The organism is Microbacterium sp. HMH0099 (assembly GCF_049384025.1).
GTDB lineage: Bacteria > Actinomycetota > Actinomycetes > Actinomycetales > Microbacteriaceae > Microbacterium.
In genome coordinates this window covers 610,379-632,737 of record NZ_JBMRJR010000001.1, presented here as the reverse complement: position 1 = coordinate 632,737, position 22,359 = coordinate 610,379, and the positions used below count along the sequence as shown (strand labels likewise).

The 22,359-nt window shown below is 71.3% G+C and carries 20 protein-coding genes; 5 read left to right on the top strand and 15 right to left on the bottom strand.

Features of this window, described 5'->3' with window-relative positions; all coding sequences use genetic code 11:
- Window positions 1-2 precede the first annotated feature (2 nt).
- On the bottom strand, window positions 3-1,304 hold the full coding sequence (locus ACO03V_RS02775; protein ID WP_367734011.1) for an extracellular solute-binding protein: 1,302 nt from the start codon (window positions 1,302-1,304) through the stop codon (window positions 3-5).
- A gap of 252 nt (window positions 1,305-1,556) precedes the next feature.
- On the opposite strand from ACO03V_RS02775, the gene ACO03V_RS02770 reads away from it, so the two are divergent.
- Window positions 1,557-3,047, top strand: a complete 1,491-nt coding sequence (locus ACO03V_RS02770; protein WP_423136526.1) for a GMC oxidoreductase — start codon at window positions 1,557-1,559, stop codon at window positions 3,045-3,047.
- Between the two features lie 47 nt (window positions 3,048-3,094).
- On the opposite strand, the gene ACO03V_RS02765 is transcribed toward ACO03V_RS02770, so the two are convergent.
- Together ACO03V_RS02765 and ACO03V_RS02760 are read right to left on the bottom strand one after the other, a co-directional pair.
- Window positions 3,095-4,081 (bottom strand): isopenicillin N synthase family dioxygenase, encoded by a 987-nt coding sequence (locus tag ACO03V_RS02765; protein ID WP_367734015.1) that lies wholly within the window; start codon window positions 4,079-4,081, stop codon window positions 3,095-3,097.
- 134 nt (window positions 4,082-4,215) lie between these two features.
- Window positions 4,216-4,875 (bottom strand): GntR family transcriptional regulator, encoded by a 660-nt coding sequence (locus tag ACO03V_RS02760; protein ID WP_367734017.1) that lies wholly within the window; start codon window positions 4,873-4,875, stop codon window positions 4,216-4,218.
- Between the two features lie 85 nt (window positions 4,876-4,960).
- Between ACO03V_RS02760 and ACO03V_RS02755 the strand changes: the two genes are divergently transcribed.
- The 3 genes from ACO03V_RS02755 to ACO03V_RS02745 all read left to right on the top strand — a co-directional run bounded on the left by ACO03V_RS02755 (window position 4,961) and on the right by ACO03V_RS02745 (window position 7,216).
- Window positions 4,961-6,181: an amidohydrolase family protein gene (locus tag ACO03V_RS02755; protein WP_423136525.1), complete on the top strand. Its 1,221-nt coding sequence runs from the start codon at window positions 4,961-4,963 to the stop codon at window positions 6,179-6,181.
- A 26-nt stretch (window positions 6,182-6,207) separates the two neighbouring features.
- The gene (locus tag ACO03V_RS02750) at window positions 6,208-6,633 is read left to right on the top strand and encodes a cytidine deaminase (protein WP_423136524.1); all 426 of its coding nucleotides are present in this window, start codon (window positions 6,208-6,210) and stop codon (window positions 6,631-6,633) included.
- A 106-nt stretch (window positions 6,634-6,739) separates the two neighbouring features.
- Window positions 6,740-7,216 carry a hypothetical protein gene (locus ACO03V_RS02745; protein WP_423136523.1) on the top strand — a complete coding sequence of 159 codons (477 nt, stop codon included), beginning with the start codon at window positions 6,740-6,742 and terminating at the stop codon, window positions 7,214-7,216.
- Between the two features lie 233 nt (window positions 7,217-7,449).
- On the opposite strand, the gene ACO03V_RS02740 is transcribed toward ACO03V_RS02745, so the two are convergent.
- The 9 genes from ACO03V_RS02740 to ACO03V_RS02700 form a co-directional block, all read right to left on the bottom strand.
- A complete protein-coding gene (locus ACO03V_RS02740; protein ID WP_367734025.1) occupies window positions 7,450-8,121 on the bottom strand; it encodes a response regulator in 672 nt (223 codons plus the stop codon).
- Window positions 8,118-10,640: a DUF4118 domain-containing protein gene (locus tag ACO03V_RS02735; RefSeq protein ID WP_387055108.1), complete on the bottom strand. Its 2,523-nt coding sequence runs from the start codon at window positions 10,638-10,640 to the stop codon at window positions 8,118-8,120. Before ACO03V_RS02735 ends, ACO03V_RS02740 begins: the two co-directional genes overlap by 4 nt.
- A 92-nt stretch (window positions 10,641-10,732) precedes the next feature.
- Complete coding sequence (gene kdpC / locus ACO03V_RS02730) at window positions 10,733-11,323, bottom strand: K(+)-transporting ATPase subunit C (protein ID WP_423136522.1); 591 nt, start codon at window positions 11,321-11,323, stop codon at window positions 10,733-10,735.
- A gap of 11 nt (window positions 11,324-11,334) precedes the next feature.
- Window positions 11,335-13,497, bottom strand: a complete 2,163-nt coding sequence (kdpB, locus tag ACO03V_RS02725) for a potassium-transporting ATPase subunit KdpB (RefSeq protein ID WP_423136521.1) — start codon at window positions 13,495-13,497, stop codon at window positions 11,335-11,337.
- 2 nt (window positions 13,498-13,499) lie between these two features.
- Window positions 13,500-15,167 (bottom strand): potassium-transporting ATPase subunit KdpA, encoded by a 1,668-nt coding sequence (gene kdpA / locus ACO03V_RS02720; RefSeq protein ID WP_423136675.1) that lies wholly within the window; start codon window positions 15,165-15,167, stop codon window positions 13,500-13,502.
- Window positions 15,168-15,183: 16 nt separating this feature from the next.
- Window positions 15,184-15,270: a potassium-transporting ATPase subunit F gene (locus ACO03V_RS02715; protein ID WP_423136674.1), complete on the bottom strand. Its 87-nt coding sequence runs from the start codon at window positions 15,268-15,270 to the stop codon at window positions 15,184-15,186.
- Complete coding sequence (locus ACO03V_RS02710) at window positions 15,270-15,401, bottom strand: hypothetical protein (RefSeq protein ID WP_367734038.1); 132 nt, start codon at window positions 15,399-15,401, stop codon at window positions 15,270-15,272. Before ACO03V_RS02710 ends, ACO03V_RS02715 begins: the two co-directional genes overlap by 1 nt.
- A 240-nt stretch (window positions 15,402-15,641) precedes the next feature.
- Window positions 15,642-16,901 carry an erythromycin esterase family protein gene (locus ACO03V_RS02705; protein WP_423136520.1) on the bottom strand — a complete coding sequence of 420 codons (1,260 nt, stop codon included), beginning with the start codon at window positions 16,899-16,901 and terminating at the stop codon, window positions 15,642-15,644.
- 154 nt (window positions 16,902-17,055) lie between these two features.
- A complete protein-coding gene (locus ACO03V_RS02700; RefSeq protein ID WP_423136519.1) occupies window positions 17,056-17,550 on the bottom strand; it encodes a MarR family winged helix-turn-helix transcriptional regulator in 495 nt (164 codons plus the stop codon).
- 90 nt (window positions 17,551-17,640) lie between these two features.
- Here ACO03V_RS02700 and ACO03V_RS02695 point away from each other — a divergent pair, with 90 nt between their 5' ends.
- A complete protein-coding gene (locus ACO03V_RS02695) occupies window positions 17,641-18,570 on the top strand; it encodes an NADP-dependent oxidoreductase (protein ID WP_367734044.1) in 930 nt (309 codons plus the stop codon).
- A gap of 82 nt (window positions 18,571-18,652) precedes the next feature.
- Here ACO03V_RS02695 and ACO03V_RS02690 read toward each other — a convergent pair whose 3' ends face one another.
- The 3 genes from ACO03V_RS02690 to ACO03V_RS02680 form a co-directional block, all read right to left on the bottom strand.
- Window positions 18,653-19,030, bottom strand: a complete 378-nt coding sequence (locus tag ACO03V_RS02690) for a hypothetical protein (RefSeq protein ID WP_367734046.1) — start codon at window positions 19,028-19,030, stop codon at window positions 18,653-18,655.
- 178 nt (window positions 19,031-19,208) lie between these two features.
- Window positions 19,209-21,308 carry an APC family permease gene (locus tag ACO03V_RS02685; protein WP_367734048.1) on the bottom strand — a complete coding sequence of 700 codons (2,100 nt, stop codon included), beginning with the start codon at window positions 21,306-21,308 and terminating at the stop codon, window positions 19,209-19,211.
- Window positions 21,309-21,453: 145 nt separating this feature from the next.
- Entirely contained in the window at window positions 21,454-22,320 is an 867-nt protein-coding gene (locus ACO03V_RS02680) for a serine hydrolase domain-containing protein (protein WP_423136518.1), read from the bottom strand.
- Window positions 22,321-22,359 lie beyond the last annotated feature (39 nt).

Here is a 22,359-nt window from a genome sequence, read left to right as displayed (position 1 = left end):
TCCTACTCCACGCCCGTCCCGATCTGATCGGCCTTGGCCTGCGCGTCGGCGAGCACCTCTGCGGCGGTCGCCTGGCCGCGCGCGACCCGCTCCATCTCGGCGCCGAGCATCGCGGCGACCTGGCTCCAGCCGGGGACGGCCGGAACGGAGGATGCCAGCGGGATGGCCTCCTTGATGGTCGTCAGCAGCGGGTCGTCCGCGATCGCCGGGTCCTCCCAGGCGGACTCCACGGCGGGGAGGTTGCCGAAGGTGTCGTACCAGGCCAGCTGCGTCTCGGGCTCGGACATCCAGCGGACGAGCTTCCAGGCGGCATCCGCGTTCTCGGCGTCGTCGAGGACCACGAGGCTGCCACCGCCGAGCGCGGACGTGGAGCCGCCGGGGCCGGCGGGCAGGAGGGCGACGCCCACGTGGTCGGCCGACCAGCCCTCGCCGTTGGCCTCGTCGAGCCAGCCCGGGAACCAGGGTCCGGTGACGTACGACGCCATCTGACCGGAGCTGAACCACGGCGTGGTGTCGAGGAAGGTGGGGCCGTCGGCCGAGGCGTACCCGTCGGCGACGAGCCCCATCAGGGTCTCCATCGCTTCGACGTTCTCGGGGGTGTCCAGCGTCCAGCTCTTCTGGTCGTCCGAGATGAGAGCGCCGCCTCCCTGGATGCTGAAGTCGTTGAACTGCTGTGCGCTGTACTGGTTCCACTCGGCCGACAGGCCGATGCCCCAGGTGGCGCCCTGCCCCTGGACGCCCTGGGAGAACGCGGCGTAGTCCGCCCACGTGGCGGGCGCCTCGATGCCGGCGGCCTCGGCGAGATCCTTGCGGTAGTAGAGGGCCTGCGCGTACGTGTACCACGGCACGGCGTGCGCGGCGCCGTCGTACTGGGCGGCCTCCCACATGTTGTCGAAGAAGTCGTCGCCGTCCACCAGGTCGCTCGGGACGGCCGCGAACGCGTCCGTCGCCAGCATGCTCGCCTGGGTCTGCGAGTACAGGAAGGTCATGTCCGGGACGCTGCCGGAGGCGATGGCCGCCGTGATCTTGGTGTCGATCTCGGAGTCGGGCACCGAGGTGATGTTGACGGTCACGTCGGGGTTGTCGTCGGTGAAGGCGGTGAGGAAGCCCTTGAGGGCCTCGCCGTCGGCCCCACCGGCCCAGAACTCGATGGTTCCGGTCGCGGGGGAGTCGTCGATCGTCACGTCGGCGGCAGCGGCGGATCCGGTGTCGGCGGAGCGGCCGCAGCCGGCGAGGACGACGGCGGCCGTGAGGACGGCGCCGGTCGTCAGCAGTGCGCGTCGTGCGCGGAGAGCAGGGGGCATGAGGAACCTTTCCAGCGGGGCAAGAGGGGGCGGGCCGGGTGGAGCTCAGTCGGGTCGGCAGCGGCAGAGCGCCGTGCGTGACCAGGGTATGCATGCAACTCAGAGGCAAAACCTCGATTGTTGATAGAATTTACATTCACGACATCGCGGCGCGGCATCCGTTACACCTCGGAAACCTCGGTGCCGCGAGCCCCGGTGGCGTCCGTGACAATGTCGATCGCAGTCCGGAATCGACACGTACAGGAGAGGCGCATGCGCACCGAAGTAGCCATCGTCGGAAGCGGAATCATGGGGGCGATCGTCGCCCGGGAGGTCCTGCGGCGGCGACCGGGAACGCGCGTCACCGTGATCGAGGCCGGCCCTCTCGGCGGGGAGGAGCCCGGCCGCCACCTGCACAGCGCCAGTGATCCCGGCACGCGGAACTCCTATCGAGAACATGTCGCCGCGGGCGTGCAGTCGATGTACGTGGGGGCGGCCACCGCGGGGGCGTTCGAGAGTGCCGCCTCCGCCACCCCGGGGCTGTACACCTTCTCCGCGCTCGGTAACGACGCTGCCGAGATGCCCGCTGCGGCCAGCGCATGGAACGTCGGCGGGATGGGATCGCACTGGACCGCCGCCTGCCCGACGCCGTGGGGGACGGAGATCCCCGCGGCCGCCGCGGAGGACTGGGATGCCGACTACAGCCGCGTCCGCGAGCTCCTGCACATCACGACCGACCGGTTCGGCCCCACCCCGGCGGGCACGGCGGTCCTGGAGGCGCTCGACGAGGCCTTCGGTCCGGTCTGCGCACCGGGGCGCCACCCGCAGGTCATGCCGATGGGGGTCTTCGCCTCTCATGACGCCGACCGGCGGCGCACCGATCCCTCGACGATCCTCCCGGGGCTCGGCACGCCGGAGAGCCCCGTCACCCTTCTCGCGGACACGCTCGTCCGTCGCATCGTGCACGAGGACGGACGGGCGTCCGGGGTGGAGACGGAGGATCTGCGCACCGGCGAACGACGTGTCGTCCTCGCTGATCGTGTCGTCGTGGCCGCGGACGCCCTGCGCTCGCCGCAGCTGCTCTTCGCCTCCGGCATCCGTCCGCCCGCCCTCGGCCGCTACCTGAACGAGCATGCGTTCGTGACGGGCCGCGTGTTCGTCGAGCCGCAGCGCCTCGGCGACGTCGAGGTGCCGATACCGGGCGAGGGGGAGTGGATGAGCGATTCCCTGTGGATCCCGCACAGCGGAGACGCGCAGCCGTTCCACTGGCAGATCGGCATCGGCCCGATGTACTCCGAAGACCTCTCCCGCGCCGAGGCGATGTCGGTGGGGATCAGCGTCTACGTCCCCACCGAGGTGCGGGCCGCCTCGCGCATCAGCTTCTCCGACGCCGACGCGGACGCCCTGGGGATGCCGCGGGCGACCATCCACTACGACTACACGGACGCAGACCGTGCGCTCATCGAGCAGGCGACCCGGGCGCAGCGCGCGGCCTTCGAGGCGATCGCCGGACCGGATGCCGTGGGCAACACCTTGCTGCTCCCGCCGGGCTCCTCGCTGCACTACTCCGGTACCGTCCGGTCGGGCGCCGCGGACGACGAGACCGCGGTGGTCGACCCGGACGGTCGGGTCCGGGGCGTCGACGGCGTGTACGTCGCGGGCAACGGGGTGCTGCCGACCGCGGTCGTGGGGAACGTCACGTCCGCGGGCGCGGTGACCGCGGTGCGGGCGGCCCGTGCCCTCGTCCGCGATCTGGACGCGTGAACGACGGCGCCCCCGCACGAGGTGCGGGGGCGCCGAGGGGCGTCAGCTCACCTGCCGTAATTGGCGCGGATGCGCTCCAGCAGGTAATCGCGAGCCGTGATCGGCTCCCAGGCCCCGCTGGGGCTCTCCATCATCACGTCGCGGTTCGCCTGCGCGAAGTAGGCGATGCTGTACCGGGCGTCCTGGTTGTCGCCGGCGCGCGGACCGCGCACGCGATGGAAGTTCGACGGCAGCGCGTCGTCGCTCCAGCGCATGAGCATGTCGCCGATGTTGCACGTGATCGAGTCGCTGGTCGGCTCGACCGGGGTCCACGACTCGGTCGACATCTCCCGGCCGGGCAGCACTTCGAGCCCGCCCTGACCGTCGCGCTGATACAGCAGCGTGAGCACGTCGAAATCGGTGTGCGCGCCCGCACGCCAGGGGGCGTCCTCGCTGCGCGCCTCCGGCGGGACAGCGAAGTAGTGCAGCAGTCGGAGCGTGCTCTGGTAGTTCGGCGACGCGGGGTCGTGCGCGCGCTCGAAGAAGTCGGTGTCGAACGCGAGCTTCTGCGCGAAGCACGAGAGCACCTTCATCGCGAGCGCCCAGGACCGCCGCTCGAAGTCGAGGATGGCGTCGCGGAAGCCGGGGAGCTCTTCCTCCGTCGGCCACAGGTCCCCCATGTGGGGGAGGGTCACCTGATACGACTCCTTCTGGTCGGGAACGCCGATGGAGGGGCGCACCTGGGAGCGGAACTCGTAGCCGGCATTGTCCTGCTTCCGGAGCGGGTACTGGTCCTTGACCTCGCGAGGAAGCGCGAAGAACCGCTGCGACATCTCGAACGCCCGATCGATGACGTCGGTGGGGATGTCGTGGTTGACGATCTGGAAGAAGCCGATGTCGGTGGCGGCGGCCCAGAGCTGGTCGGTGATCTCGTCACGGCGCGCGTCGAAGTCGCCGAGGTCAATACGGCGCAGTTCGCGCGTGCGGTCGATCGTGCCGTCGCCGCCCATGCGGCGCTCTTTGTCCAGCTCGATGAGGGAAGAGGTCTCGCTCATGATGATCCGTTTCTGCCCGAAGGCGGAGGAATCGACGCGCTCCTCGAGCGCGCCCGGCGCGAATGCATGTAATTCGACGCCCGCATGGACGATCTTCGTCGGTCAGAGGTGAATTTGAGCTTCTGCTGCGTGAATTACATGTTAATTTGAACCGAGCGCCGACGTCGGACTGCCAGCGAGCGGACATGGGCCGCGGCCAGCTCCCCGGCAGCCTGCGCGTCACCCCGCCGCACCGCGGCGAGGATCTGCTCGTGTTCCTCGATCGCCGGGGCGCTGTTCTCCGGCTTCCCCCACATGTCCGCGGAGATGAGATGCCCCAGAGCCTCGAGGCGCACCAGCGCCATCGTCAACGGCTCGCTGCCGGCGGTGTCGCGCAGAAGCGCATGGAACCGTACGTCGAGCGCGGCCATGCGCGCGGCATCCGCTCCCTCCTCACGGGCACGGTGCGCGTCGGCGACTGCGCGTTCGAGGTCGTCCATGACGGTGGGACTCACACGCGTCGTCGCACGGCGCGCGGCGAGGGCGTCGAGGCTCTCGCGCAGTTCGAAGACGTCGTCGACGAGGTCCTCGTCGAGGGCGCGGACCCGTGCGCCGGCGTACGGCACATGCACGGCCAGTCCCATCGCGATGAGCTGCTGCACGGCTTCTCGCACGGGGCTGCGGCTCACGCCCAGATCGGTCGCCAGCCGGGGGACGCTCAGGGCGGCTCCCGGCGGGATGCTGCCGGTCAGGACGCGCTCCTGAAGTCGCTGGTACACCTGCTCCGCGAGCAGCGGATCCTCGGTCGTCGTCACGTGTCCCCTCTCGACGGCGGCGGCCGCTCGAACGATACGCTAACCGCCCCCGCCGGGGCGCCGGAATCCCCCGTCGGAGGCTGACATGTCGGAGAACTCGCCCACGGTCTTGAGGAACGCGACCCTCGCGGACGGGAGGGCCGTCGACGTCCGACTGGAGCAGGGACGGGTGGACGACGTCTCGCCGGCGGCCGGTCGCGCGGGCCGAGGAGAACTCGACCTCGAGGGAGCCCTCCTCGTGACCGCGGGCGCCGAACCGCACACGCACCTGGACAAGGCGCTCGTCTTCGACCGTCTCCGACCCGCGTACGGCGACCTCCTGTCCGGCATGCGGCAGTGGCAGGAGCACGCACGCGACCTGGCCGAGGACGACTTCGTCGACCGGGCGATGGCGCTCTCGCGCATGTTCCTCGGCAACGGCGTGACCGCGGTGCGTACGCACGCGGAGATCTTCCCGTCCGGCGATCCGCTGCGGTGCGTGCGGGCGCTCGCCCGGGTCCGCGCGCGTCTCGCCGACGTCATGGATCTTCAGGTGGTGGTCCTGCCGAAGGGCGACATCGGCGACGACGTGGTGGAGGCCGCCCTCGACGCCGGCGCGGACATCGTCGGGGGCTCGCCCCACACCGCACCCGACCCCGATGCCGAGCTCGACCGTCTGCTCGCTCTCGCGCGGCGCCGTGGCGTGGGAATCGACATCCATGCAGACGAACGGCTCGACGCGTCGTCGCTGACGATGTGGCGGATGGCGAAGGCGCTGCGGGCACAGCCCCTCGCGGCGGGCGCCACGGCCATGGCGGGGCACTGCGTGAGCCTGGGACTCCTGGATGCCACGGCCCTGGGGCCCGTCGCGGACGACCTGCGCGAGGCCGGTGTGTCCGTCGCCGCTGCCCCGCTGACGAACCTCTACCTGCAGGCGAAGGACCGCCTCACCGGACCCGTTCCGCGGGCGATCGCCCCGGTGCGCGCGCTCCGGGCCGCCGGTGTCCGCGTGTGCGCGGCCGGGGACAACGTGCGCGACCCGCTCAACCCGCTCGGCGCGGCGGACCATCTCGTCACCGCGGGGCTGCTCGTCGCCGCCTCGCACCTCACCATCGAGGAAGCCCACATCGCCGTGACCGATGACGCCCGCGCGGCCATGGGACTCGAACCCGCCGGGGTCGAGCCGGGGCGGGTCGCGGACCTGCTCGCGATCCGCGCCCCCTCCCTCGCCGCGGCCGTCGCGGGCGGCCCCTACGACCGGACGGTCCTCTCGCGCGGGCGCGTCGTCTCGCGCCGCGTCGTCACCGAGCACTCCGTCCTCTCCTGACCGCCTCCCCCCATGAAAGGCCCCTCATGACCCAGGAAAACGCCACCACCTCATCCCCCGCGCGTCTGAGCGCTCAGACCCTCATCGATCTCGCGACGCCGTACCTGAACCCCGAGCGCCGCGACTCCCGCGGCTCGGGCGACGTCGCCGCTCTCCTCGTCACCGCGGAGGGCACGCACTTCTTCGGGCTCAGCATCGACGTGCCCTGCAGCATGGGCTTCTGCGCCGAGGCGGGGGCCATCGGGGCGATGATCACGGCTCGGCAGTCCGAGATCGCCCAGGCGGTCGCAGTCGCCTTCGGCGCCGACGGCGAGGTCGTCGTGTATCCGCCGTGCGGCCGGTGTCGCGAGTTCCTGTACCAGATCGACCACCGCAACCGTCGCACCGAGATCGTCCTCGGCGCCGACCGCACCGTCCTCCTCGAGGAGCTGCTGCCCGAGCTCTGGAACTGAGCGCCGCCGCGTCCGCCCGCCGCGGTTCCGTGAGGAACGCGTTCGCCGCCGTACGGGAACCGTGAGCGGACCGCATCCGCCTCGCCCCGCGGCGTAGACCGGACGCATGACCCTCACCGCACTCCTCCCGACACTGCGCGCCAGCATCCCCGCGCCCTTCGACGCGACGGCCTGGCCCGCCGGCTCGGTCCCCACTCTCGACGACGTCACCGTGCGCGCGATGTCGATCGGCCGATACGCCGACCTCTGCGGCACGCCCTGCGTCTGCACGGGCCCGGCCGTGATCCCGGCGTCGGGCGGGGTGGCATCCGGAGTCCTCTCGACCACCGTGGTGGTGACGACGGTGATGGATGCCACCCCCGACGCGCTCCGGATCGACGCGAGCCTCGGCGACCTGGGCGTGCTGTGGCGGGAGGCGCGGCTGCTCGGCCGGGTGTCGCACGCGTACGACGAGCCGTTCGCCGTCCTCGACGCGCACGGGGCCGAGGTGTGCGGCCGGGTGGTGCTGCCCGGCGACGTGCGACCGGGGGACCGGATCGCCGTGCCGTGCCCCGGATGCCACACGGTCGGGGAGGTCCGCTGATGCTCCTGCACTCGATCGTCTTCGCCGGCCGCTGCGCCCGGGTACAGGCCGAGGTCGACGCCTGCGCCGACGAGGAGTCCTGACCCCGCGGCCCGTCCTGACCCCGGCCTCGGGCGCTGACTTGCCGCAAACGTACAGCGCAGGTGCCCTCGCGCGTACGTTTGCGGCAAGTCAGCGCAGAGAGATCGGCCCACGGGTTTGCGGCAAGTCAGGCCCGCAGGGGGCCCCGGGGGTTAGACCACCAGCCGGTAGCCCATTCCCTGCTCGGTCAGCAGGTGCACCGGGGCGGAGGGGTCGGCCTCGAGCTTCTTCCGCAGCTGCGACATGTACAGCCGCAGGTAGCCGCTGTCGGCCACCTGCTCGCTGGCCCAGATCTCCTTCAGCAGCGTCTGCCGCGTCACGAGCGAGCCGGGGTTGCGGGCGAGGAATTCCAGCATCCGCCACTCCGTCGGCGTGAGGTGCACGCGGGCGCCGTCGCGCGAGACGGCCTTGGCCGCCAGGTCGACCTCGACGTCGCCGAAGCGCACGACGACGTCGCCCGAGGCGGGGACGGACCGGCGCGCGTGCACCCGCAGGCGTGCGAGCAGCTCGTCGATCTGGAACGGCTTGGTGACGTAGTCGTCGGCTCCCGCGTCGAGGGCCTCGACCTTGTCGGCCGATCCGGTGCGACCGGACACGACGATGATGGGCGCCGACGTCCACCCGCGCAGCGCCTCGATCACCTGCACGCCGTCGAGGTGCGGCATCCCGAGGTCGAGCAGCACGATGTCCGGGTGGGCCTGCGCGGCGAGCGTGATGGCGGCGGCGCCGTCGGCCGCGGCCACCACGTCGTAGCCGTGCGCGGCGAGGGTGATCCGCAGCGCCCGCACCAGCTGCGGGTCGTCGTCGGCGATCAGGACCTTCACGTCGTCCTCCTGTCGATTCCGGATGCCACGGCCTCACTGCCGACGACGGGGAGCGCGATCACCATCGTGAGCCCGCCGCCGGGGGTGTCCTCGGGGGTGAGGGTCCCGCCCATGCCCTCCGCGAAGCCGCGCGACAGAGCGAGCCCGAGGCCGAGCCCCGCGGTGTTGTCGGTGTCGCCGAGACGCTGGAACGGCGAGAACATGTCGACCCGCCGCTCGGGCGCGATCCCGGGGCCGTGGTCGATGACGCGGATCTCGGCCGTACCGCCCAGGCGGCTCGTCGCGACGCGGACCCGCACCCCGTCGGGGGTGTACCGCTCCGCGTTGGTGAGCACGTTCACCAGCACGCGCTGCAGCAGGACGGGGTCCGCGCTGAGCGCCGGCAGGTCCGGGTCGAGGGCCAGCTCGACGTCGTCCGGCCCGAGCGACAGCTCGTCGAGCGCGGCGAGCACGACGCCCGCGGCGTCCACCGGGGCGAGGGAGACGGCCAGCACCCCGGCCTGCACCCGGCTGACGTCGAGCAGGTCGGTGACGAGCACGGACAGCGTCGCGAGGCTCTCGTCGGCGGTCTCGAGCAGCTCGCGGCGGTCGTCCGCCGACAGCTGGTCGCCCGCCGCGCGCAGCCCGCCGAGGGCGGCGACGGCCGCGGCGAGGGGACGGCGCAGGTCATGGCTGACCGCCGAGAGCAGGGCGGAGCGCACCTGGTCGGTCTCGGCCAGCGCCCCCGCCTCGGCGGCCGTCTCGACGAGGTCGGTGCGTTCGAGGGCGGCCGCGAGCTGCGTCACGACGACGTCGAGGAGGCGACGCTCGGAGGCGTCCAGGTCGCTCCCGTGCAGCTCGAGGACCGCGCGTCCGTCGCCGACCGGGATGGAGACGCGCCGGTCGTCGCGGACCGGTTCGCCGTCGGTCGCGAGCACCGAGCCGTCGGCGGCGACGAGCCGGACGCCGGCCAGGCCGAACGCCTCCCGCGCGCGGCTGACGAGGGCGGGGACAGCGGTCTCGCCGCGCAGGATGCTGCCCGCGACCGTGGCCAGCAGCTCGGACTCGGCGGCGGCGCGGCGACCGGCCCGAGCGCGGCGGGCCGCCTGGTCGACGACGACGCTCACGAGCACGGCGATGACGACGTACAGGACGAGCGACAGGGCGTGGTCCGGATCGTCGATCGTGACGGTGAAGAGCGGGTCGATGAAGAGGAAGTCGAGGGTGAGCCCCGACAGGACGGCGGCGAACACCGCCGGCCAGATGCCGCCGATGAGCGCCACCACGACCACGAGCAGCTGGTACGCGAGGACGTCGGTGGTGATCGAGTCGGCGGAGCTCGTCGCGAAGAGCAGCCACGACAGCAGCGGTCCGCCCGTGAGCGCCGTGACGAAGCCGAGGATGCGCCGCTTCGCGCTCAGCGCGGGGCCGGCGAGGCGGGGCAGGGCGAAACGCCCGCCCGCGCGAGCGTGGTTCACGATGTGCACGTCGATGTCGCCGGACGCGCGGATCACGGTCGCGCCGATGCCGGGGCCGGTGAGGGCCGCGGCGACGCGGCCGCGGCGGCTGACGCCGATGACGAGCTGCGAGGCGTTGACGGACCGGGCGAAGTCGACGAGGGCGGTGCCGACGTCGTCGCCGACCACCTGGTGGTAGCTGCCGCCGAGCTGGTCGACGAGGGCGCGCTGTTCGGCCAGGGCACCCGGCGCGGTCGCCCGCAGCCCGTCCTGGCTGGACACGTGCACCGCCAGCAGCTCGCCGCCGGCCGAGCGCGCGGCGATGCGCGCCCCGCGGCGCAGCAGCGTCTCGCCCTCGGCGCCGCCGGTCAAGGCGACGACGACGCGCTCGCGCGCCTGCCACGACCCCTCGATCCCGTGCTCGGTCCGGTAGGTGCGCAGTGCCGAGTCCACCTCGTCGGCCAGCCACAGCAGGGCCAGCTCGCGCAACGCGGTGAGGTTCCCGAGCCGGAAGTAGTTCGACAGGGCGGCGTCGATGCGTTCCGCCGGGTAGACGAAGCCGGCCGACAGGCGGTCCCGCAGCGACTGAGGGGCGAGGTCGACGACCTCGATCTGGTCGGCGGCGCGGACGACCGCGTCGGGCACGGTCTCGCGCTGGACGACGCCGGTGATCTTCTCGACCACGTCGTTGAGCGACGCGATGTGCTGCACGTTGACCGTCGTGATGACGTCGATCCCGGCCGCGAGGAGCTCCTCGACGTCCTGCCACCGCTTGTCGTGGCGCGAGCCGGGCGCGTTGGTGTGCGCGAGCTCGTCGACGAGGGCGATCCGCGGATGCCGCGAGAGGACGGCATCCAGGTCCATCTCGTCGAGCGCCACCCCACGGTGCGCGATCGCGCGGCGGGGGACCACCTCGAGGCCCTCGGCCTGCGCGGCGGTCGCGGCCCGCCCGTGCGTCTCGACGACGGCGATGACGACGTCGCGGCCCTCGGCGGAGAGGCGCCGGCCCTCCTCGAGCATCTCGTACGTCTTGCCCACACCGGGTGCGGCTCCGAGCAGCACCCGCAGGCGCCCACGCCTCACGAGAGGGCTCCCGCCGACTCGGCCGACCGCCGCCGCGCACGGGGCACGGCGGCGGAGGAGCGGACGAAGTGCATGTCAGCGATTCTCGTCGCTCATGACGCGTCGAGCGCGCGGTTGAGCTCGAGGACGTTCACCCGCGGCTCCCCGAGGAAGCCGAGGTCGCGCGGCACGGCGTGCTCCACGATCAGCGCGTCGACGTCGGACACCGGGATGCCGCGGGCCTCCGCGACCCGCGCCGCCTGGCGCTCCGCGTTCGCGACGGAGATGTCCGGGTCCAGGCCCGAGCCCGAGGCCGTGACGGCGTCCGCGGGGATGTCCCCCGTGCCGTCGAGCTCGCGCGACGCGGCCTGGCGCTCCTCGATGGCGGCGACGAGGTCCCCGTTCTCGGGACCGAGGTTGGAGCCGCTGGACGCGGCGGCGTCGTACCCGTCGCCGGCCGCGGACGGCCGGGACTGGAAGTACTCGGGCAGCGCCGCGCCGGACGCGTCCTGGAACGACTGGCCGACCAGCTCGGACCCGACGACCTCGCCGTCGGAGGACCGGATCAGCGACCCGTCCGCCTGGAATGGCATCGCCACCTGCCCGATGGCCGTGATGAGCAGCATGTAGCCGACGCCGAGGACGGCGGTGAAGACGAGCATCGCGCGGACGGCGACGCCGGCGGTACGCAGGGTGGTGCGCATGACGGGGCCTTTCAGAAGCCGGGGAGCAGGCTCACGACGAGGTCGATGAGCTTGATGCCGATGAAGGGGACGAGGACGCCGCCGAGCCCGTAGACGAGCAGGTTGCGGCTGAGGATGCTCGACGCGCTCGCCGCGCGGTACTTCACCCCGCGCAGGGCGAGGGGGATGAGCACGATGATCACGATCGCGTTGAAGATGATCGCGCTGAGCACGGCCGAGGCCGGCGACGACAGCTGCATGATGTTCAGCACCGCCAGCCCCGGGAACACCCCCATGAACATCGCCGGGATGATCGCGAAGTACTTCGCGATGTCGTTGGCGAGCGAGAACGTCGTGAGGGCGCCGCGCGTGATGAGCAGCTGCTTGCCGATGCGGACGATGTCGATGAGCTTGGTCGGGTCGGAGTCGAGGTCGACCATGTTGCCGGCCTCCTTCGCCGCCGACGTGCCCGTGTTCATCGCCACGCCCACATCGGCCTGGGCCAGCGCCGGGGCGTCGTTCGTGCCGTCGCCGGTCATGGCGACGAGGTTGCCGCCCTGCTGCTCCCGCTGGATGAGCGCGAGCTTGTCCTCCGGCGTGGCCTCGGCGAGGAAGTCGTCGACGCCGGCCTCGGCGGCGATGGCCTTGGCCGTCAGGGGGTTGTCGCCGGTGATCATGACCGTGCGGATGCCCATGGCTCGCAGCTCGCCGAAGCGTTCGCGCAGTCCGTCCTTGACGATGTCCTTGAGGTGGATGACGCCGAGCACCTGTGCCGTCCCTCGCGTAACTCCGGAGGGATCGGGGGTCGACGTCGCGACGACCAGCGGAGTTCCGCCGGACTCGGCGATCGCGTTCGCGGAACGCAGGAGTTCGGCGCGGGTGGCCTCGGGCACCGCCGCGCGGGAGTCGTCGAGCCAGGCCAGGATGGCGGATGCCGCTCCCTTGCGCACCTGGGTGCCGTCGGCGAGGTCGAGCCCGCTCATGCGGGTCTGCGCCGTGAACGGCACCGGCTCCGCACCACGGGGCATCTCGGCCACGATGCCCTGGGCGGCGGCCAGCTCGACCACCGAGGTGCCCTCGGGTGTGGGGTCGGCCTGCGACGACATCGACGCCGCCTCGGCGAGCAGCGGGGCACCGACCCCGGGCATCGCGACGAACGCCGACGCACGGCGGTTGCCGTAGGTGATGGTGCCGGTCTTGTCGAGCAGCAGGGTGGTGACGTCTCCCGCGGCCTCCACCGCGCGGCCCGACATCGCGAGGACGTTCCGCTGCACGAGACGGTCCATGCCCGCGATGCCGATCGCGCTCAGCAGTGCGCCGATCGTCGTGGGGATGAGGCACACGAGCAACGCGATCAGCACGGGGATAGACACCGGGGTCGCGGCGTACGAGGCGATGGGGTTCAGCGCCAGCACGACGACCACGAACACGATCGACAGGCTCGCGAGCAGGATGTTCAGCGCGATCTCGTTCGGCGTGCGCTGCCGCGCCGCACCCTCGACGAGCGCGATCATGCGGTCGACGAACGTCTCGCCGGGCTTGGACGTGATCTTCACCACGATGCGGTCGCTCAGCACGCGCGTCCCGCCGGTGACGGCGCTGCGGTCGCCGCCCGACTCGCGGACGACCGGGGCGGACTCGCCCGTGATCGCCGACTCGTCGACGGTCGCGATGCCGTGGACGATGTCGCCGTCGCCCGGGATCAGCTCCCCGGCCTCGACGAGGACCACGTCGCCCAGACGCAGATCACCGGAGGACACCTCCTCGATCGCGGCGCCGTGGGCGGCGGCATCCGTCTTCTCGTCGTATCCGCCCACCCGGCGGGCCGTCGTCGTCGAGCGCGTCTGCCGCAGGGTCGCGGCCTGCGCCTTGCCGCGGCCTTCTGCCACCGCCTCGGCGATGTTCGCGAAGAACACCGTCAGCCACAGCCAGGCCGCAATGGCCCAGGTGAAGCCGAAGGGGAGCGGGGTGGCGGTCTCGGTCGTCTCCAGGAACGGCTCGGCGATCGCGATGACCGTGGTCAGGGCGGCGCCGATCCAGACGAGGAACATGACGGGGTTCCGCCACTGCGCGGCGGGGTTCAGCTTCTTCGCGGCGCCGGGCAGGGCCGCGACGATCTGCGCGGTGCTGAACGCGCGGCGGGGGGCGGCGGGGGCCTCCTCGGCGGCGGCCGGGGCGTGGGTCAGCGTGGACATGGTCAGACGAGTCCTTCGGCAAGGGGTCCCAGGGTGAGGACCGGGAAATAGGTGAGAGCCGTGACGATCACGGCGACGCCGGCGAGCAGGCCCGCGAACTGCGGGCGGTGCGTCGGCAGGGTCCCGGAGGTGGCGGGCACCGCGTCCTGCGCGGCGAGCGAGCCGGCCAGGGCGAGCACGAACACGATCGGCAGGAAGCGTCCGAGCAGCATCGCCACGCCGAGCGCGGTGTTGAACCACGGGGTGTTGGCGGTCAGGCCCGCGAAGGCGGAGCCGTTGTTGTTCGCGGCCGACGTGAACGCGTACAGCACCTCGCTCAGGCCATGCACGCCCGGGTTCCAGATCGAGGTGGACTCCACGTCCTCCCGGATGCCGGGGAGCGCGAAGCTCAGCGCGGTCCCCGCGAGCACCAGCGTGGGCGTGACGAGGATGTACAGGCTCGCGAGTTTGATCTCGCGCGGACCGATCTTCTTGCCCAGGTACTCCGGCGTCCGGCCGATGAGCAGCCCGCCGACGAAGACGGCGATGATCGCGAGGATCAGCATGCCGTACAAGCCCGAGCCGACACCGCCGGGCGCCACCTCGCCGAGCATCATGTTGATCATCGGCATCATGCCGCCGAGCGCCGTGTAGCTGTCGTGCATCGAGTTGACCGCGCCCGTCGAGGTCAGCGTGCTGGTCGACCCGAAGAGAGTGGAGCCGAAGATCCCGAACCGGACCTCCTTGCCCTCCATCGACGCGCCGGCCAGCTGCGGCGCGGTCCCGGCGCCGGCGAGCTCCGCCCAGGTGAGAAGGGCAGTGGATGCCACGAAGATCACGGCCATGACGGCGAGGATCGTGTACCCCTGACGGGTGTCGCCGACGATGCGGCCGAAGGTGCGGGGCAGAGAGAACGGGATCGCCAGCATCAGGAAGATCGAGAGCAGGTTCGTCCAGGGAGCGGGGTTCTCGAACGGGTGTGCCGAGTTCGTGTTGAAGAAGCCGCCGCCATTGGTGCCGATCATCTTGATCGCCTCCTGCGAGGCGACCGGCCCGCCGGGCAGCGACTGGGTCGCGCCGGCCAGGGTGGTGGCATCCGTGAATCCGTTCAGGTTCTGGATGACGCCGCCGGCGACGAGGACCACGGCCACGACCACGGCGAACGGCAGGAGCAGGCGGAACGTGCCCCGGACGAGGTCGACCCAGAAGTTGCCGATGACACCGCTGCGGCGGTACGCGAAGCCCCGGACCAGGGCGATCGCGATGGCGATGCCCACCGCGGCGGAGACGAAGTTCTGCACCGTCAGTGCGAGGAACTGCACGGTGTAGCCGAGCGTGGTCTCACCCGAGTAGGACTGCCAGTTGGTGTTCGTGACGAACGAGACGGCGGTGTTGAACGACAGCGCCTCACCCGGGGCGGTCAGGCCGAGCGAGAACGGCAGCAGGGGCTGCAGGCGCATGATCGCGTAGACGAACACGACCCCCACGACCGAGAAGAGCAGGACCGAGCGCAGGTAGGCCTGCCAGGTCTGCGCGCCCCGCGGGTCGACGCCGATGAGACGGTAGACGCCCCGCTCCAGGGCGAGGTCGCGCTCGCCGGTGTAGATGCGGGCGATGTAGTCGCCGAGCGGGCGGTGCGCCAGCGCGAGGGCGGCGACGAGCGTGAGGCTGGTCAGGACGATGGACCAGATGGATGCCGCGTCCACGTCAGAACTTCTCGGGTCGGACGAGCGCGACGACGAGGTAGGCCACGGCGGCGATCGCGAGGATCGCGGCGACGACGGAGAGGACCATCACGGGCGGTTCCTCCCGGCGCTCTCACGGGTGGCGGAGGGCTGGACGTCCAGCTTCTCCACTCCCTTGGCGACGAGGACGATGAGCGCGAACAGCGCGCCGATCGCGGCGAGGAAGACGACATCGAGCACGACGACTCCAGATTCGGAACGGTCCGCACGGGGCGGGCGCCGCGGGGCGGCACGTCTGTCGATCCAACTCCCGGGGAGGTCTTCGCTGCGGCGTCCTCACGCTTTCCCTACGGCTCCCTGACGGACGCATACGGTGCCCTTACGCAGGCCGACGGCGGTGGAGGCACCCCGATCGTCGACCATGCGCCGACGTGCTGACCGCCGTCGGGTGGACGACGGTCAGCACGCGTCGGAGGGGAGTCAGTCCAGGCCGAGGGCGGTCACTGCCGCATCGGTCGTCGCGGAGGCGAAGACAAGGGCGGCGTCGAACGCCGCCGTCCCGACGTCCGTGAGCGCACTCCGCGATCGGATGCGGAGCGTTGCGGTGTCCTCCTCCGCCTCCCAGCGCACGATGGCCGCGTCGGCCGACCGCAGCACGCCGCCGGCCGCGGCCTCGACACAGCACTCGTCGACGTCCGCGGCCGTCACGCGCTCCACCCGGAATCCGACGTCCGTGGTGGCGGGAAAGATCATCTCGGGCACCTGACCGTCGACGTGCGTCAGGGCCACGGCTCGATAGTCGGAGCCGAGAGATCCGGCCAGAAGACTGCCGGCAGGGTACGCGGTCAGCACCCCGTCGAACACGACCGGCGTCTTCTGGATGTGGTTGTTGTGCGCGACGTACGCGATCCGCCCGCCGGCGGGAAGCGCGCGGACTTCGTCGACGATCCGCCGAGCCACGAAGGCCTCGCGGATCGTCGTATCGTCGATGCGCCCGACGCCGGAGAACAGGTCGGCCATCGCTCGGAGCATGACGTCGGTCGTGACAGCCGCATCGACCAGCGCGCCGGCTTCTCGCCATAGCTCCGCGTCACCGCCCCGTTCGTGAACGGCACGGAGTGCGTCGACGCGGGCTCGGAGGCGAGTCATCGCCACCGTGAGAGAGTCCTGGTCCGAGCGGTCGAGGGCGAGCCACGACGCGGCGCTGGCCGCAGCGGAGCCCCCGACGATCCGTCGTGCCAGCTCTCTCGCCGACTGCACGAGCTCGGCGGCCGCGGGGTCGACCACGGCGAGCACGTCGGCCAGCGGGGCGATGCTCGGTTCGATCGTGAGGGAGTTCGGCAGATCCACGCCCAGCACGCGGATGTGGTGGTCGGGGGCCAGTCGAGCTCGAAGATCCTCGAGGAAGGTTCCGTACAGCGCCGCGGTGAGCGGTCCGACGACCGCCCGCAGCGCCCCGGGCCGCCGTCCCGCGAGCCATTGCTCGACGAGAGGCGCCTCGTCGTGGCCGATCTCGAGAGCGAGACTGCGGACATCGGCATCGCGGATGAGGGCTTCGACGAGGGTGGCGCGACCGGCGTTGAGCTCGGCGATGAAATGAGCCGACTCGCCGACGGCGATGACGCGGGCGCGGGAAACGATCTCGCGCAGCGTCGTGTCTGCGCTTCGGTGTCGCGCGTCCCAGACCGCGACGGTGGAATGTGGTGCCGCGGGCGCGGCGGGGTGAACGTGGTGAGACATGCGGAAAGCACTCCTTCAAAACAGAAACGGCATGCGAAGAAGACCGGACGAGCCGGTCGAGGACGACGCGATGCCGAGTCAGAGAAGGATGCTTGCGATCACCCCTCGATCGTAGCCACTCGTTCTCCGGCCGGGCCGGACGGCGCGTCGGCCGTCACGTCGCGCGTCGACGGGTCGCCGACCGCGGCGGGGATGCGCGGAGGTGGGTGGTGACGCGTCCGAGGATGCGGGCGAGGTCGTCTGCGTCCTCGTCGTCGAGGGTCGCGAAGAGGAGCCCGTGAACCGTGGCGATGTGGCCGGGGAACACGGTCCGGAGGATGCCGCGACCGGCGTCGGTGATCGACGCGACGGTGCTGCGCTCGTCGTCCGGTGACGGTGAACGGGTGATGAGGCCGCGTTGCTCGAGCAGCTGCGCCTGATAGGTGAGTCCGCTGCGGCTGTAGACGACGCCGTCGGCGAGGTCGGTCATTCGGAGACGGCCATCAGGGGTGTCGCCGAGGCGGGCGAGGAGCTGGAACTGGATGTAGCTGAGGTCTCCGGCGTCGCGCAGCTGCTTCTCGACCGCGGGACGCAGCAGGCTGCCCACCTCCGTGAAAGAGAGGTAGGCGCTGAGCTGCGTCGGCGTCAGAGCCGCGGGTGCATCGGACATGCTCCGACCATATCAGTTGCTTCGAGTTCGAAGCAGTGCTACCGTCACCGCAGATGCTTCGAATTTGAAGCAATGACGAAAGGCGAGACCATGAAGGCTGTGCAGTACTCCGAGATCGGCGGACCCGAGGTCCTCCACTACCGCGACGTCGAGAAGCCCGTTCCGGCGGCAGGGCAGGTGCGGGTGCGCGTCGCGGCGTCCGCGTTCAACGCGGCCGACGCCGGTATGAGGGGCGGGACGATCCCGATCCCGGTCGAGCTCCCTCACATTCCGGGCTACGACGTCTCCGGCACGATCGACGCGGTGGGTGAGGGGGTCGACGGGCTCGCCATCGGTGATGCCATCGTCGCGTTCCTGCCCATGGTGCGCGACGGGGGCGCCGCCGAGTACGTGCTGGCTCCCGCCGACGCCGTCGTCGCCGCTCCGACGACGATTCCTCTCGCCGACGCGGCCGCTCTGCCGTCGGTCGCTCTGACCGCCTGGCAGGCGCTCTTCGACGAGGGGCGGCTCGAAGCCGGCCAGCGGGTCCTCATCGTCGGTGCGGGCGGGGTCGTCGGCAAGTACGCGATCCAACTCGCGAAGCGCGCCGGCAGCCACGTCATCGCGACGGCCAGTCCCCGCAGCAGGGACGCCGTCCGTGACGCCGGAGCCGACGAGATCATCGACCACACCGAGACGGACCTCCTGACAACCCTCGACGCGCGGGTCGACGTGCTCCTGAATCTGGCCCCCCTCGATCCCGATCAGTTCGCGTCGTACGTCGCCGCGGTGCGCGACGGCGGGGCCGTCGTCAGCACCACGGCGTTCATCGCCACTCCCGGCGATGACTCCCGCGGAGTGCGTGCGGCGACCGTCTTCGTTCTTCCGAACCGCGAGCGTCTGTCCGAGCTCGTCTCCCTCGTCGACGACGGGAGTCTCACGGTTGAGGTCGGTCGGCGCATCTCGCTCATCGACCTGCCGGCGCTCCACGCCGAAGCCGCGGCGGGCCGCATCGCGGGGAAGGTCATCGTCCTCCCGTGAGTGCACCGTTCACACGGAGCCGCGTGTGTCCCGCGCCTGCGCGTCAGCGCAGCGAACCCGGCTGAGCCGCATGATCCGCGGCTCAGCCGGCGGCGGACGCCTCGGGGGAGGACTCGGGCGAGCTCGTGGGCTCGAAATGCCCGAGCGACTTCTCCTGCAGGAACGCGCACACCTCGGCCGCGATCTGCAGCTCGTGCGTGAGCCCGTTGAGCTCGAAGCTCGTGAGCTCCAGCGTCTCGGTCGACGGCTCGATGAGCACGTGCCAGGTGAGGTCGTCGCCCGTGGCGCGCGGCTCGATCCACACGGTGTTGGGCGCGTTCTCGAGGGGGACCACCACCAGACCGGTGTCCTGCCCGCCATCGCCGTCCTGCACGGCCACGCGGATCTCCTCGCCGCCGCTACGGGCGTCGACGAACTCGGCGATCCAGTGCTCGAGTGTGCGCTTGCTGTGGAAAGGCATCGGGGGTCCTCACGGCGTTCGGGTGCAGCGATGAATTGTCGCACGGACGGACCTGCGCATCACCCGTGCGCCGGCCTGACGGACACCCCCGTGCGCCGGCCTGACGGCCACCCCCGTGCGGCGGCTCCTGCGCACGCAGCGATGCCCCCGCAGGCGGGGCGGGGGCATCGCTCGAGGCCTAGGACGAGGGCGACTCGCTCCCCGCGGACTTCCGCGGACGATGCGCCGGCACCTCGGCGACCGGCTGTCCTCCGCGCTGCTGGCCCGGGAGCGGGCGGGAGCGACGGCCGTAGATGAGCTCGGACGAGTCCAGCAGCCACGGGACGAGCGTGATCGAGACGCCGTGCACGAGCATCAGCTGGTGGGCGAGGCGCCGCGAGCGGCGGTTGTGCAGGATCGACTCCCACCAGTGGCCCACGATGTACTGCGGCAGGTAGACGGTGACGACCGAGGCGCCGTGCTTCTCGCGGTACTTCTTGATGAAGGCGGTCACCGGCGACGTGTAGGCGCGGTACGGCGACTCGATGATGACGAGCGGAATGGGCATGTCGCGCGCCGCCCAGTCCTTCTGCAGCGCCGTCGACTCCTCCTCCGTGATCGCCACATGGACGGCGAGCGTCTTCTCGTGGTTGGCGGCGAGGGCGTAGTCGATGGCCTTCATGACGGGCTTCTGCAGGCGGTTCACGAGGATGATCGCCACGTCGCCCGACGAGCCGAAGTGCACGCTGTCATCCATGCGGATCTCGTGCTCGACGTCGCGGTAGTACCGGTTCACGCCGATCATGAGGACGGCGAGGATCGGGATGGCGATGAAGATCAGCCAGGCCCCGTGGACGAACTTCGTCACCGTGACGATCAGCAGCACCACGACCGTGAGGCTCGCGCCGACCGAGTTGATCCACAGGCCGGAGATCGCCGAACGGCGCTCGTACTGCGCCGACTGCTGCCGGCGGGCCTCCTCCGGGAGCTTCTGCATGTCGCGGAGCGCCCGGCGCCAGTGACGGACCATCCCGATCTGCCCGAGCGAGAAGGAGACGAAGACGCCGATGATGTACAGCTGGATCAGCGTCGTGAGGTTGGCCTGGTAGACGATCAGCACGCCGATGGCGACGATGCCGAGGATGACCATTCCGTTGGAGTACACGAGCCGGTCGCCGCGGGTGTTCAGCGCCTTCGGCGCGTATCCGTCGCGCGCCAGGACCGAGCCCAGCAGGGGGAACCCGTTGAAGGCCGTGTTGGCCGCCAGGAGCAGCACGCACGCGGTGGCCGCCTGGATGACGAAGAACATGATGCTGCCCGACCCGAAGGTGGCCGCCGCGACCTGCGCCATGAGGCTCGGCTGCGGGTTGTTGGCGCAGTCGAAGCCGATGAGGTTGCAGGGGTTCTCGGCGTAGTGCACGTTCGCGATGAGCGCGAGCGCGGTCAGACCCGAGAACAGCAGGATCGCGATGGTGCCCATGAGCGTGAGCGTGGTCTGCGCGTTGCGGATCTTCGGCTTGCGGAACGCGGGCACGCCGTTCGAGACGGCCTCGACACCGGTGAGCGCGGAGCAGCCGCTCGAGAACGCGCGGAGCACGAGCAGGATCAGCGCCACCTGGGTCAGCGACTCGGCCTCCACGCCGAACCCGGCGCTCGATGCGACGGGCGCGTCGCCGAGCAGGGTGCGCCCGAGACCCACGACGATCATCAGTGCGACCGAGCCGATGAAGACGTACGTCGGGATCGCGAACACCGACGACGCCTCGCGCACGCCACGGAGGTTCACGATGACGATGAGGATGACGAACCCGACGGCGAGCTCCACCCGGAGCGGGTTCAGCTCGGGGATGGCCGAGATGATGTTGTCGACTCCGGATGCCACCGACACCGCGACCGTGAGGACGTAGTCGACCAGCAGCGCGGCGGCCACCACGACGCCCGGCACCTCGCCGAGGTTCTTGCTCGCGACCTCGTAGTCGCCGCCGCCGGACGGGTACGCCTTGATCAGCTGACGGTAGCTCAGCACCACGACGATCAGGAGGACCACGACGGCCACCGCCACCCAGGGGCTCAGCGTCAGCAGCGCCGTCCCGCCGATCAGCAGGATCATCAGCAGCTCCTGTGGCGCATAGGCCACGGAGGAGAGGGCGTCGGACGCGAAGATGGGGAGCGCCATCTTCTTGGGGAGGAGCTGTTCGTCGAGTTTCTCCGACGTCAACGGCTCGCCGAGGAGGATGCGCTTGGCCATCGGCGTCTCCACGCCGGGCTCGCGACTTTCGTCAGTCACGGCGCGCGACATTACGCCTGCGGGACGTTCGGCGCAACGTGACGCCCCGGCGTTCACTCCACGGTTGACGGATCGAGACCTCCCGGCCCCCGCGCGCAGGTCTCCGCGGCCCGCGTCCCCGGCTCCGGCGCGGGCTGCTCGCGCGGCGAACGCCGCCTCAGGCGCAGGCCGCTCGCGCGGCGAACGCCGCCACGGCGTCCGCCCCGGCGTGGTCGTCCGCGGTGACCGTGACGACGGCGCCCGCCGCGAAGACGACCAGCTGGCCGTGGGCGCCGTGGAGCCGCCAGGCGTCGCCGGGACCGTCCCAGCCGGCCATCGCGTAGCGGCGGTAGCCCTCGCCGGTGCTGCCCGTCTCGACCCACCCGGAGTGCAGCGCGGCCGCACCGGCGGCCGACACCAGCCGCCGACCGTCGACGACGCCCCCGTCGCGGACGAGGTGCCCGAGACGGGCCATCTCCTCGGTGCGCAGAGCCAGTCCCTCCCCGGCGAGCACGCGCCCGTTGGGGCAGCGGGCCCATGTCACGTCCCCGAGGCCCAGGTGGTCGAGCAGCCGCGGACGGATGTACTCCTCGATGTCGCCCACCCGACGGGCGAGCACGTGCATGGCGGTGTACGTGCTCGCGTTGGAGTATTGGAAGACGCGTCCGCGGGTGGGACGGGACAGGAACTCGGCCGCGAGATCCGGCCAGTCGGTCATCATCGTGGGCGACCAGGGCAGGTCGATCCCGCTCGTCATCGACAGCAGATGCCGCAGGGTGATCCGCTCCACCCCCGGTCCGAGGGGAGCGTCGCCGAGGATGTCGCGCATCGGCTCGTCGAGCGACACCGCGCCCTCGTCCACCGCGATGCCGGCGGCGAGGACGCACACCGCCTTGGCGACCGAGTGGATCTCCTCCCGGACGTCCGGCGTCCACCGTCGCTGCGCGGTCTCGTCGCCGACCCGGACATGGATGCCGTGGGCTCCGAACCCGGTGCGGTCGATCTCGTCCGCGAGTCGGTCGCGGAGGTCGGCGGCGCGTGGCATCCCTCCAGGCTACGCGCCGCCCTCCGCAAGGACTCTGGG